General features: G+C 39.1%; 16 protein-coding genes. 14 read left to right on the top strand and 2 right to left on the bottom strand.

The features are described 5' to 3' along the window. Nucleotides 1–22: 22 nt before the first annotated feature. The 5 genes from CKJ95_RS13685 to CKJ95_RS13665 are packed head-to-tail and all read left to right on the top strand — an operon-like array spanning nucleotide 23 to nucleotide 2814. Complete coding sequence (locus tag CKJ95_RS13685) at nucleotides 23–550, top strand: Rieske (2Fe-2S) protein (protein WP_099353996.1); 528 nt, start codon at nucleotides 23–25, stop codon at nucleotides 548–550. After that, on the top strand, nucleotides 540–725 hold the full coding sequence (locus CKJ95_RS13680) for a hypothetical protein (protein WP_099353995.1): 186 nt from the start codon (nucleotides 540–542) through the stop codon (nucleotides 723–725). The genes CKJ95_RS13685 and CKJ95_RS13680 overlap by 11 nt, the downstream gene beginning before the upstream one ends. Nucleotides 726–730: 5 nt before the next feature. Beyond that, nucleotides 731–1042 (top strand): hypothetical protein, encoded by a 312-nt coding sequence (locus CKJ95_RS13675; protein WP_099353994.1) that lies wholly within the window; start codon nucleotides 731–733, stop codon nucleotides 1040–1042. Continuing rightward, on the top strand, nucleotides 1029–1316 hold the full coding sequence (locus CKJ95_RS13670; protein ID WP_099353993.1) for a hypothetical protein: 288 nt from the start codon (nucleotides 1029–1031) through the stop codon (nucleotides 1314–1316). Before CKJ95_RS13675 ends, CKJ95_RS13670 begins: the two co-directional genes overlap by 14 nt. Further along, nucleotides 1309–2814, top strand: a complete 1506-nt coding sequence (locus CKJ95_RS13665; RefSeq protein ID WP_099353992.1) for a nitrate/nitrite transporter — start codon at nucleotides 1309–1311, stop codon at nucleotides 2812–2814. The genes CKJ95_RS13670 and CKJ95_RS13665 overlap by 8 nt, the downstream gene beginning before the upstream one ends. A 29-nt stretch (nucleotides 2815–2843) precedes the next feature. Here CKJ95_RS13665 and CKJ95_RS13660 read toward each other — a convergent pair whose 3' ends face one another. Continuing rightward, entirely contained in the window at nucleotides 2844–3275 is a 432-nt protein-coding gene (locus CKJ95_RS13660) for a GAF domain-containing protein (protein WP_099353991.1), read from the bottom strand. Between the two features lie 312 nt (nucleotides 3276–3587). Between CKJ95_RS13660 and CKJ95_RS13655 the strand changes: the two genes are divergently transcribed. Continuing rightward, entirely contained in the window at nucleotides 3588–4319 is a 732-nt protein-coding gene (locus CKJ95_RS13655) for a Crp/Fnr family transcriptional regulator (RefSeq protein ID WP_180271511.1), read from the top strand. Between the two features lie 176 nt (nucleotides 4320–4495). On the opposite strand, the gene CKJ95_RS13650 is transcribed toward CKJ95_RS13655, so the two are convergent. Next, nucleotides 4496–4819, bottom strand: coding sequence for a DUF192 domain-containing protein (locus CKJ95_RS13650; protein WP_099353989.1), 324 nt, complete (start codon nucleotides 4817–4819; stop codon nucleotides 4496–4498). 238 nt (nucleotides 4820–5057) lie between these two features. Here CKJ95_RS13650 and CKJ95_RS13645 point away from each other — a divergent pair, with 238 nt between their 5' ends. The 8 genes from CKJ95_RS13645 to CKJ95_RS13610 all read left to right on the top strand — a co-directional run bounded on the left by CKJ95_RS13645 (nucleotide 5058) and on the right by CKJ95_RS13610 (nucleotide 11282). Next, the gene (locus tag CKJ95_RS13645) at nucleotides 5058–5249 is read left to right on the top strand and encodes a Flp family type IVb pilin (protein WP_218962753.1); all 192 of its coding nucleotides are present in this window, start codon (nucleotides 5058–5060) and stop codon (nucleotides 5247–5249) included. 75 nt (nucleotides 5250–5324) lie between these two features. Next, nucleotides 5325–5834 (top strand): A24 family peptidase, encoded by a 510-nt coding sequence (locus CKJ95_RS13640; protein WP_099353988.1) that lies wholly within the window; start codon nucleotides 5325–5327, stop codon nucleotides 5832–5834. Continuing rightward, nucleotides 5831–6247: a TadE family protein gene (locus CKJ95_RS13635; protein WP_099353987.1), complete on the top strand. Its 417-nt coding sequence runs from the start codon at nucleotides 5831–5833 to the stop codon at nucleotides 6245–6247. Before CKJ95_RS13640 ends, CKJ95_RS13635 begins: the two co-directional genes overlap by 4 nt. Further along, a complete protein-coding gene (locus CKJ95_RS13630; protein ID WP_099353986.1) occupies nucleotides 6248–7228 on the top strand; it encodes a Tad domain-containing protein in 981 nt (326 codons plus the stop codon). Between the two features lie 28 nt (nucleotides 7229–7256). Then, nucleotides 7257–7850 carry a Flp pilus assembly protein CpaB gene (gene cpaB / locus CKJ95_RS13625; RefSeq protein WP_099353985.1) on the top strand — a complete coding sequence of 198 codons (594 nt, stop codon included), beginning with the start codon at nucleotides 7257–7259 and terminating at the stop codon, nucleotides 7848–7850. Continuing rightward, nucleotides 7850–9022 carry an AAA family ATPase gene (locus CKJ95_RS13620; protein ID WP_099353984.1) on the top strand — a complete coding sequence of 391 codons (1173 nt, stop codon included), beginning with the start codon at nucleotides 7850–7852 and terminating at the stop codon, nucleotides 9020–9022. The genes cpaB and CKJ95_RS13620 overlap by 1 nt, the downstream gene beginning before the upstream one ends. After that, nucleotides 9022–10335, top strand: a complete 1314-nt coding sequence (locus CKJ95_RS13615) for a CpaF family protein (protein WP_099353983.1) — start codon at nucleotides 9022–9024, stop codon at nucleotides 10333–10335. The genes CKJ95_RS13620 and CKJ95_RS13615 overlap by 1 nt, the downstream gene beginning before the upstream one ends. Continuing rightward, complete coding sequence (locus CKJ95_RS13610) at nucleotides 10332–11282, top strand: type II secretion system F family protein (RefSeq protein WP_099353982.1); 951 nt, start codon at nucleotides 10332–10334, stop codon at nucleotides 11280–11282. Before CKJ95_RS13615 ends, CKJ95_RS13610 begins: the two co-directional genes overlap by 4 nt. Nucleotides 11283–11286: the final 4 nt, after the last annotated feature.

Here is an 11286-nt window from a genome sequence, read left to right as displayed (position 1 = left end):
CATCCGCTAAGGAGTGATGGGAATGCCGTCTGATAAAAATAATAAAATCCCTTTTAGTGAGGATAATTACACGCATAATATTAACCGAAAAAATGAAAGAAGCCTTGACCGCCGTGGCTTCATGAAGACTTTAGTTGGAGCAGCTGGAGTGTTTGCAATTTCATCCCTGCCATGGGGGGCTGTTGCTGCTAAGGAATTAATGGGACTTGGAGAAAAAGAATATTCCCATAAAAAAATCACCGATGTGAGTAAATTGGCTGTGGGTGATTCTATTGATTTTACTTTTCCTGGTGACCATGATGATGCCATTTTAATTAGACTTTCCGAAAACAAATATGTGGCGTATCAAAATGCATGTACCCATCTACGTTGCCCTGTTTTTTGGGTGAAGGAGGAGGGACAAATGGTTTGTCCTTGCCACCACGGATTCTTTGATGTAGAAACGGGTGCACCAACTGCAGGTCCACCACGCCGTCCATTGCCGGAAATTCAAGTCAAGGTGGAAAATGGTGCAGTTTATGCGGTGAGGGTGAAACGATATGAAGCGTAGTTACCAAGGTGTGCTCCTTCTATCTGTCATCTTGTTATTTAATATCATTTTTACACAAAAAATGGTGCATCAATACTTTTATGAAAACTATGTAAATACGCTGATCTATTGCGGCTTAAACATGGTGTTATTTCCAGTCGCATGGGTTGTATATAAAAAGTTGAAAAAGGCGTGACGTACATGAATAGTGAAACCTATCTTGATTTTTGTTTTATTAGAGAGGCAACCGGTAATTTTACAGAAGAAATTAATGAGCTCTTAACAAAGCTGTTTAAGGGCATACGATTGAGTTGGTACTTGGAGGAAAAGACGGAGGAAGGCATTGAAATCGTGATTGCTGAGGTCAAAGGAATGAGTAGATGGCAATCTGAGGATGAAACCATCGATTACATCGAAACACATGCAGACGATGCCTTTTGGTCCTACCTTCAAGGGTATAAAATGTTCATCTATCCTGTTAAGAGAGGGTGTGGCAGCTGTGGAGTTAACTGAAATTAGTAGCTTGGAATCTTTTATTTTGGGAAATGTGGAAGTATCCATTTTGGATGAAGATGGGGATGATAAAGCCCCATTCGTCAAAAAGGAAATTATTAAAACAGAGCTTTGTCCGGATCGGACCCACCTCCGCATTTACTTTGACCGATTGCAGTTCTTTGCGGTCCCTTTAACTGCAGAGGTAGCGATAAGTGATGATATTTGGTCGGCTTTTGACGAGCAAGCGGGATTAACCTATGTCGTAAAAAAGGTGAGTGGACAGGATGGTTAGGAAAATTCAACTTCCCCTTCAAACATTAAACCTTGTTGTTGGTTTTATGGTCTGGGTGCTAATTTCATCCCTCTTACCTTTTATGAAAGAGGATATTCATATTCCAGCAAATCAACTAGCATTGGTAACTGCAATACCCGTTGTCCTTGGTTCCATTTTGCGAATTCCACTTGGATATTACGCAAATCAAATTGGGGCACGAATCATCTTTTTACTAAGTTTCATTTTATTGTTGTTCCCAGTTTACTATATTAGTATAGCTGACACAGTAACTGACCTATTGATTGGCGGGCTGTTTCTGGGTATTGGTGGAGCTGTTTTCTCAGTAGGGGTTACTTCATTGCCTAAATACTACCCAAAAGAGAAACACGGGTTTGTTAACGGAATCTATGGTGCGGGGAATCTTGGAACTGCGATTTCAACCTTTGCAGCACCAGTGATTGCTACAAAAATCGGTTGGTCTTTAACCGTTCAATTATATTTAATTGTCCTAGCGATTTTTATCGTAGCAAACTTTTTATTGGGTGATAAAAAAGAAGTAAAGGTTCAAACTCCATTAATGGAGCAAATTAGAGGAGTCTATAAAAACGAAAAACTATGGCTTCTAAGCTTATTCTACTTTATTACGTTTGGGTCTTTCGTTGCTTTTACAGTCTATTTACCGAACTTTTTAGTGGAGAATTTCGGTTTAGATAAGATCGATGCGGGAATCAGAACGGCAGGCTTTATTGTTCTTGCAACCTTGATGCGACCAATAGGTGGTTGGCTAGCGGACCGTTTCCATTCTCTAAAACTATTGATGTTTGTGTTCGGGTGCTATACGGTGTCTGCCATGATCCTATCATTTGCGCCTTCAATCGGTTGGTATACAATCGGATGCTTAACAATTGCTTTCTGCGCGGGAATGGGAAATGGGGTTGTTTTTAAATTAGTGCCAATGTATTTCCAAAAGCAAGCGGGGATTGTGAATGGTATTGTATCAGCAATCGGCGGACTAGGAGGATTTTTCCCACCTATTCTTCTTGGGATCCTATATCATGTCAACGGCCATTACGCAATCGGATTTATGGCCTTATCTGAGGTGGCATTAGCAAGCTTAATTCTTGTGGTGTGGATGTACTATAATGGAAGAATGGAACTTGCGAAACAGGTCATAGACCATACTGCAGAAGGAATCATGGTTACAGATTTACATGGAAAAATCATTTCTGTGAATCCAGCTTTTACGACGGTTACAGGTTTTACAGAGGAAGAAATTATTGGGAAGACACCAAGTGTTCTCAAATCTGGTAAACAGCCAAAAGAATTTTATGAGGACCTCTGGCAAAAAATCGAAACAGAAGGCTTCTGGCAAGGACAAATCTGGAACAAGCGTAAGGACGGATCGAACTACTTACAATGGCTCACGATCAGTGCCATTAAAAATGATTCTGGAGATATCGTACAATACGCGGGTATGCTAAGTGATATGACCGGAAAACAAGTTAAACAAGGTTAAAACAAAAAAATGAATCCTATTTATGGGATTCATTTTTTTATTTCAGCAAATTCACTTGCTGTCTTTTTTAATAGCTCTATTTGTTCGGTTGTGTATTTTACTTCAGTGCGTGAGCCGATTAGAAGGACCCCAGCAACCTTACCATTCACATGGACCGGGACTGCAACAGCTGAAACTAGTTTTTCTGCTAGCATGATTGGGTATTGGAGTCGTGTTTGCTGTCGGTTTGGTGTATCAATGTCTAGGATCATGGTTATACCAAAACGGACGACTGAGCCGGATAACCCTTTGCCTGGACGAATGACCATATTCTTAAAACGGTTATTTGTAAAACCGTAGGCATATTCCCAGCGGATTGTATGAGTTTCTTGATCGACATTCGCATATGCAGAGAAATCACTTGAGGTATTTGTACACAAATCATGAAGTTTTTGTTCAATTTCCACTTGTATTGCTTCCATGAGTAATCTCTCCTCGATATTGTTCGTGATTTCTTCTTTATATAGACGTAATAAGAATTTTATATCTTCCTATCTATTGTAAATCTTTTTAACAAGATTGTATGTCAGGGAATTCCCTTATCTTTATGGTCATTAAAGATGAATTTTATGTTCGTCATAGGGAGAGTTCTTAGAGGATGTACTTGTCTAGGGGAAAATCACAGAAAATTAAATAGGGGAATTCGGAGCAAAAGTTCAGGAGTTCCCCTGATACCGGTTTTTCACTATTGGCCGTATGATTATAGTATAAAGTCATGGCGGGGGGAACCAAAAATGGCAATGAGTATACAGGAACTAAATAGCGAGATTCCTCATATAGAGTCAATTAATGAAAGCATTGATCAATTCTTATCTGAAGAAAATTTAAATAAATTACAAAGTATTATGCGTATTAGAAAAGTAGGAGCGGGAACTCACCTCTTTTGGGATGGTGAGGAAGCGAAAGAAATGTACTATATCAAATCTGGCAGAGTGAAACTCCGTGCATCCTCAGAAGGAGGAAAAGATTTCTTATTATCTATTAAAGAAAAAGGAAGTCTAATTGGAGAATTTGGCGGCTTCACTGAAAGCCTATACTACAATTACCGTGCTGATGTGGAAGAAGCGGCTGAGATTGGCATCATCCACATTAATGATTTAAAAAAGTTGTTATATCAATTTGGAAATTTTGCAGTTGAGTTTATGAGTTGGATTGGCTGGACACAGCGAATCATGCAGAACAAATTATACGATTTCCTGTTTTTTGACAAACAAGGGGCACTGGCATCTACATTAATTAAACTTACCACAACACATGGTGTGAAGTGTAAGGATGGGATCCTAATTGCGATTGAACTAACAAACAAAGATTTAGGTGATTTCATCGGCACTACTCGCGAAAGTGTCAACCGTATTTTAAACAGCTGGAAAAGAGAAGGAATAGTTGAAATGTACGACCATAAAGTTGTAATCAACCGAATCAATTGCCTATATGAAATTTGCGACTACTCGGGTGGAGTACATTAGGGACACAGGGACAGGTACCTTGTCCCACCCAATTTTTCCTGGGACAGTGGACCTGTCCCTCTGACCCAATATAGAAAAAGGTGACCTATTTTTGTAGGTCACCTTTTTTGTTTTATATAGAGAACGTCATGTGGGGTGGATCAAACAACAATCTAGCGAACGACGGGGCGACCTTTTTAGAGAACAAGCTGATCGCCGATTTGTAGATTGTATTTTTTTATAGTCCCCGTTGGGAGCTCTAATGTAGAGAAAGCTCTTCTTTTAGGAATCGCAATTCTCCACGGCTGGAGATTATAGCGTACATCTACTATTCTATTTTCCTTATCTAAGAAAACAATATCCAGCGGAAATCTCATAAAGAACATATGTATAGATTCACACGGTGTTAAATGAAGCCCTTTATTTACGTATGGTTTTCTTTCAAACATCAAGCCCTTGAATCGCTTCATAAATGTATCAGCCTTACTAATTGGTAGATTTAGGTCTAAAGAACGTTGCATAATCCATTCCTCCTATTAGTTTGTTCGTTATTGTTCATTATATAGTATATTTTGTTCTAAATAAAAAACAAAATAGTAAGAAAAAGAGAGAAAAAGAGAGGTTAATAGAGAAAGATGGTCATTATATAGAACAAATGGCCTATTTTGACTGTTTTCAATATAGAACGTTCGATATATACTAAAATCAAGTTCAATATAAAGAACAAACAAAAACAAAAAAATTTAGGAGGAAACAAAAATGATGAAAAACTTAGTAGGAAGATTAGTTAAGGAAGAAGAAGGACAAGCAATGACGGAATATGGGTTATTAGTCGGGCTAATTGCGCTAGTAGTCGTGGGCGTAGTTGTAACATTAGGAACCGAATTACAAACTGCATTTTCAAATATTGTTAGAGCACTTAGAAACCCAACAGCAACACCAGTTAATTAACTCAATCTCGTAATAGATATAGTTACTAGCCCTGCTACGGCAGGGCTATCATTTTAACAAAATGGAGGAATACAAATGGAAAACCTAATCATCTGCCTCATCCTAATCATCTCCGTATTAACAGATCTTCGAAATCGAAAAATCCTAAATATTGTCACCTTCCCAGCCATCCTAGGCGGCCTCATTTATTTTACTCTTTTCTTAGGGTTTGATGGTTTTTTATTTAGTGGAAAAGGGTTTTTAGTGGGACTCGGATTACTATTTATTCCATTTGCAATGGGAGGTATAGGAGCCGGAGACGTTAAACTTTTAGCCGCAATTGGTTCCTGGAAGGGAGCAATGTTCGTTTTTTATACGGGTATTTATGCAGCGATAATCGGAGGAGTAATTGCCTTTGTCATTCTGATTAAACAGAGGAAACTAGGCTTCACATTTAAAAGTATGTTATTTTCTCTTATGTTTTTCAGAGGAACTCAAGGTTCACTAGAGATCAACCCTGGTAATCAAGGAACGGTATCCATTCCATACGCAATCCCAATAGCGATAGGAGGCCTCCTAACGTATATAGTGGAGTATTACATATGAAATCACAAAAAGGTCAATCATTAGTCGAGACAGCACTAATTCTACCTATCATATTAATGATTTTATTTGGGATTACAGATTTTGGCCGTATCTTTCATGCGTATTTAACACTTGATCATGCAGGGCGGGAAGCTGCTAGGGTTGCAACAGTTGGTTCCACTTTAGGAACAATCCAAACTAAAATTACGAATGCTACAGACACATTAGAAAGTAATACTCCCGGTGATCCCAAAAAGGTCGGACAAACCATATATTTTGGTACTTCGGTGGTAACTGAGAGTACAACCACGCCTACAAGTGGTGATGAAGTGAAAATAGAGCTAACCTACAAAGTTGACTTTTTAACGCCGATTATAAGCCAAATAGTAGGAGAGTTCGATTTAAAAGATATAACGGTTATGAGGGTGGAGTAAATGAAAAGAACCTTTCAATTTATTAAACGTTTTTACAACGACCAAAGTGGTGTATCAATGGTTCTAGTTGCTCTCCTAATGGTAGTGTTACTTGGTTTTTCAGCAATCGTAGTGGATGCTGGTGCTTTATATATGAAGAAAAGTCAGCTTCAAAATGCATTGGATGCAGCTGTACTTGCCGGAGCCCAAGAACTAAGAGGAGTAGTCTTTGATGGAACAATAGAAGCAAAAGCAAAACAGTCTGCAATAGATATTGCGCAAGAAAATGGCCTTACAATCGTAGATGCTGGTACAGAGGATAACAAAATAGTAGTTACACAAGACTCTGTAGAAGTTACGCAAACTGTTAAAGAAAACCTCTATTTTGCAAGAATATTATCACCAGACCTAACCGATACAGATGTAAAAGCACATGCTAAGGCTGAAATACAATCATTAATTAATCCAGATGGGGCGATACCAGTAGCTTTTAAACGCCAGCTACTTCAGGATGGGAGCTTTGGTCAAGAATTTCGTTTGAAAGCAGATTCATCCGAAACCGGGAATTATGGATTTCTAGCGATCGGCGGGCAAGGGGCAGATGTTCTTGCAAAAGGGATTAAAGAGGGTGTCACAGTTAATATTGGGGATAAGCCTGATACCGAGCCAGGAAGTATATCAAGTGTTACCGATGTATTTGATGACAGAATTAAAGAGGATAACAATGACCCAAATAAAAAGGAAAAGTGTAATGAACCGACTACTGTGGACAATACATGTCGACGGCTAGTAACTATCCCACTGGTTGACGTTGAGACATATCCAAACGGGCGAAAAGAAATTGAAATTGTGGGTTTAGCAGCATTTTTATTAACAGAAGCAAGTGGGAATGGAAATAGCACGGTAATAACAGGGAAATTCATTGAATACAAGCTAAAAAACAGTTACACCCCTAACCAGGGTTTTCCTGAAACAATTAGAAAAGTCAAACTCATTAACTAGTAAAAAAATATCAAAAAGCAGGTGACGTATGAACACGAAGAAAATCTGGATAGCTGCAATGGTTTTTGGTCTAGTTGCATCTGGGCTATTATACATACTTTTAAATGCTGAACAGCCAACGAAAGCACAAACTGCTAGCAAAGAGGTTGTACAGGAAGATAAGGATGAAGAAAAAGAGGAAACTCTACAGCCGGAAGAAACAGAAGTGGCTTCCGCTGAATCTTCAGGAATAGAGATTACAAAAGGAAACCGTGCGATGACATTCGGTGTGACTGATGTTCAAGGGGTAGCTGGACTTGTTAAACCTGGTTCATTTGTCGACGTTGTGGCAGTAATGACGGTGCCAGAAGAATATAAAGCTGAAGGGCAGCACGACTCAGCAACACTCCTTTTACAAAATGTGAAAGTATTAGAGATTGGTCATGCAGCGGATAATCCTGAAACAGAGAAGAAACGCTACCAAATGGTAACTGTTGAAGTAACACCAAAGCAAGGTTTAGCATTAGGATTTGCTTCAAGATATGAATTGTATTTAATGCTTAGAGAAGAAGGGGACCACGATGTGGAACCAACACATACGCATGTTCATGAGGACCAACTTCACGAAGGAGTGTTTAAGTGATGATTAAACTAATTTCTATTTTTGAAAATGAAGAAACGAAGTCTATGCTTGATGCTTTAGCGAAAAAAGTAGATAGAAAAATAGAGTGGACTACTCATGAGGAACTTTTCGAGAAATTGCTTCCAACTGAACAGTCACTTGTATTACTCCAACAATCTACTTCATATGACATGTACAATCTATGTTCAAAGATTAAAAAGGAGAACCGGAATGCAAAGGTATTGCTAGTTTTCGAATATGAGACAGAACTAGATTCCAAACAGGCAATTCGTGCAGGAGCAACAGATGTAATTTTCCTATCGTCAAGCCCAACAAAAATTCGTGACGATATTCAAAATGCGATACAAGAAACGAAAAATCAGATCATCTATCAAATGGACCAACCTAAAAAGAACGGAAAAGTCATTACGGTTGGAAGTACAAAAGGTGGAGTTGGCAAAACAAGTATCTCTGTAAACCTAGCTGCATCTTATGGAAAGAGATTAGCAAAGGTTGCGATTCTTGATTTGGACCTTCAGTTTGGTGATGTATCCATGTTCTATGATGTGAAGCCGAAAAGAACGATTTACGACTGGGTAAAAGAAGATCGTACTGGAGCGCAAATTGAAAACTTTATGACGCCATTCAAAAATGGAATTTCCATTTTAGCAGCACCACAGCGCCCTGAATTTGCAGAGGTAATAACAGGGGACGATGTGAAAAGGGCCATAAAAGCGTTAAAGGAAAACTATGATATTGTCGTCGTCGACACAGCTCCACATTTGGATGAAAATTCAATTGTTGCTTTGGAAAAATCGGATGAAATTCTTCTCGTCACACATCAGGACCTACCAACCTTAAAAAATACGAAATTATTAATTGAAACATTAGAAACCTTACAGCTTCTTGAAAAGGTAAAAATGGTATTAAACCGCCATGCTAAGGTAAAAGGGCTAACCATTGAAACGGTCGAAAAGATCATTGGACAGAAGGTTGCCTTCACATTACCAGCAATGGAAAAAGTCATGGTTACTTCAGTCAATGAAGGTAAGCCACTCGTCTATTCCTATCCTAGGTCACAGGTGGCGAAGAAAATTTTTCAAATGGCCGATACCATTGTTGCTCCAGTTGGTACATCCGGCCGCAAAAAGCTTAAGTCAAAACGAGTGATCCATGCAGGGGGTATGGTCTGATGTCGTTATTAGCGAGGCTTGGTGGTGAGACTCCGGTTAAGGAGCTAAAGAAGGACCCTCCAAAAATAAAGACAGCAAGCGTTAAATCAAGTGAACTAGGAGTTCGCCTACATAATTACCTTGTTGAGGAACTGAAAAAGCCAATCTATCAAGATCGAAACCTAGAGGAAATAATTGATAAGCTTTCGGAAAGCTTTCTAGAAGCAGAGGGTGAACAGCTCGCTTACGAAGAAAAGAAGCAGCTAAAATATGATATGTCCTACGAGCTAACGGGTTTTGGACCAATATCTCCATTACTTGCTGACCCTGAAATTTCTGAAGTCATGGTTAATGGTCCAAAGGATATATATATTGAATCGAGGGGGAAAATCGAAAAAACAGATGTACAATTTCGCGATGATTTGCATGTTTTACGGATAATCGAAAAAATTGTTGCTCCCTTAGGACGAAGAATTGATGAGAGTTCCCCATTAGTAGATGCAAGACTACCGGACGGATCGCGTGTAAATGCAATTATTCCGCCACTTGCTTTAAATGGGCCAACTATTACAATTCGTAAATTCTCTGCAACTCCTTTTACGATCTATGATTTGTTGCGTATGGGAACCTTAAGTGAACAAATGGCCGATTTTTTAAAGGCTGCCGTAGAATCAAAGCTAAATATTTTTATTAGTGGGGGAACAGGATCAGGGAAAACGAGCACATTGAATGTGTTGTCATCCTTCATTCCGAGAAATGAACGCATCGTTACAATCGAGGACGCCGCCGAGCTCAGGTTATCACAAGACCATGTGGTGTCACTGGAGTCACGTCCACGAAATATCGAGGGGCAAGGTGAAATAACTATTCGTGATCTTGTTCGAAATTCACTTCGGATGCGCCCAGATCGAATTATTGTCGGAGAAGTCCGTGGTGCGGAAGCACTTGATATGCTTCAAGCGATGAATACTGGACATGATGGCAGCTTAGGAACGGGACACGCGAACACCCCTCGAGATCTTTTGGCAAGGCTAGAGACAATGGTGTTAATGGCAGGATTCGATCTTCCTGTTAGAGCTATTCGTGAACAAATTGCGGGTGCCCTTAATTTAATTGTCCAACAATCCCGAATGAAAGACGGTACCAGAAAAATCACGAAAATTACCGAAGTTTTAGGACTTGAAGGAGATACGATTGTCCTGCAGGATCTTTTCGTTTATCAGGAGGGTAAAAAACAAGAGTTTGCCTCTACTGGAATTCTTCCGGATTGTGCTGAAAAGCTTGAGTATGCGGGTTTTGATGTGCGATCGATGATTAGGGAGGAGTGGATATGAGCACTTCCGTTTTAATTGCTGTATCTGCGTTTTTGGTAGTTACCTTTTTTACCGGAATTGTACTTACAATGATTACGGAAAAAGGAAAGTACGAAAAACGAGTCAGTAAATATTTACCTATAAAAAAAGAGGAAGAAAAGAAAAAGAAGAACCGAGAAGGTGTTTTCGTAAAAAAAATCAGCGAAAGCATGGAGCGGGCGATTCATTTTTCAAAATACGAAACAATTCTTACGCAATCAGGGTTAAAAATGACTCAAGGTGAATTGTTTATTTGGAGAGTCATTGGTGCGTGTGTAGTTGTTGGAATTGGATACTTATATGAGTTCCATTTCCTTTTATTGATATTATGTGGAATCATCGGATTCTATCTTCCGATTTTGTATATCAAACGAAAACGAAAACTTCGCTTGAAAAAATGCTCTGAACAGCTAGGGAATGCATTAGGGACAATGGCGAATGCATTACGGGCTGGATTTAGTTTCATGCAGGCCATGAAAATGGTAGCCGAAGAAATCGAAGATCCATTAGGACCGGAATTTTTGAATACACTGAAGGAAATCAATTATGGTGTTAAGATTGAGGATGCCTTTGATAATCTACTAAAAAGATTGCCAGATCGAGAGCTCGAAATGGTTTTAACTACGTTGTTAATCCAACGCTCAAGTGGAGGGAATCTAGCATATTTACTCGAAACGATGCAGGAAACAATTATTGACCGCTCAAGGGTGCAAGATGAGGTAAAGACATTGACCGCACAAGGTAAAATGTCATCAGTTATCATTACTTTATTACCGCCAGCGCTGGCATTGTATTTAACCTTAGTAAACCCAGAATATTTTAATATGCTCTTTTCACATCCATTAGGTTGGGGGATGCTTATCGTGGGTGGAATTAATATGATTTTAGGATGGTTATTTATTAATAAAATTGTACACATTGAGGTGTAGGTTC

The sequence above is a fragment of the Fredinandcohnia onubensis genome (assembly GCF_002734285.1).
GTDB classification, from domain to species: Bacteria; Bacillota; Bacilli; order Bacillales; family Bacillaceae_L; genus Ferdinandcohnia; species Ferdinandcohnia onubensis_A.
Note: the sequence above shows the minus strand (reverse complement) of the source record. Positions and strands in the feature narration are given on the sequence as shown.